The sequence below is a fragment of the Burkholderia sp. HI2714 genome (genome assembly GCF_002223085.1).
In the GTDB taxonomy this organism is placed as follows: domain Bacteria; phylum Pseudomonadota; class Gammaproteobacteria; order Burkholderiales; family Burkholderiaceae; genus Burkholderia; species Burkholderia lata_D.
Map to the genome: position 1 here is coordinate 1 of NZ_NKFM01000168.1, position 748 is coordinate 748.

Genomic DNA, 748 nt, shown 5'->3' on the forward strand with positions numbered 1-748 from the left:
CTGGCGTCGCGACGGCGTCTCAGGCCTGGCCAGCCGGCCCCGGGCCGACACCGGCCGCTCGAAGCTGCCCGAGTCCGTACAGGCCGCCGTGCTGGCCGCCAAACGCGAGAACCCGCAACGCTCTGTAGTCGGACCTGCAAAACGTAGTTGAACCAAACCCGGCAAGGGATTGCAGGGAGTCGGATGTGCTGCGAACTCCCAGAGCGAATATCGGCGTGGTTCACTGCAGGGTTACACGAGGCGGGGCGCGGTGAGGTCGCGATGGTCGATAATCGGCGCTCACTTTTCACTGAGGGGCGCGGATGAATCGATTGGCTGGCGCGGCGGCGCAACTGCCTGGGGAAACACGTAAGCACCTGGCGGTGCGGGCCTTGGCGGGCGGGCTCACGATCCGCGCGCTGGCTGATGGGCACGGCGTGAGCCGCAAGTTCGTCTACCAGCAGAAGCATAAGGCCCGTGCGGCGCTGGATGATGCCTTCACGCCCGCGCCCGAGGCAGCCGAGCCGGTGCTGGGCACGCTGCCGGTCACGGCACGCTGGCTGCGCCAGGTGATCGTCGCGCTCACGCTGAGCTGCCGCAGTTCGTATCGTGGCGTGGTCGAGTTTGTGCGCGACCTGCTGTTATGTCGCGACCTGTACGAGAATCGGCGTCGCGAGATATTCGGCGTGAGACAGCGGCAGGTGTCGCGCGTTCGGCGAGAAGAAATGCACTGCAGTTGAGCGCGAGACATGATGGGCCGCATGGCATG

1 protein-coding gene is annotated in these 748 nt (G+C 66.2%); it reads left to right on the top strand.

The window, feature by feature from the left end; all coding sequences use genetic code 11:
* Nucleotides 1-302 precede the first annotated feature (302 nt).
* Nucleotides 303-719, top strand: a complete 417-nt coding sequence (locus CFB82_RS41695) for a hypothetical protein (RefSeq protein ID WP_143751105.1) — start codon at nucleotides 303-305, stop codon at nucleotides 717-719.
* Nucleotides 720-748 lie beyond the last annotated feature (29 nt).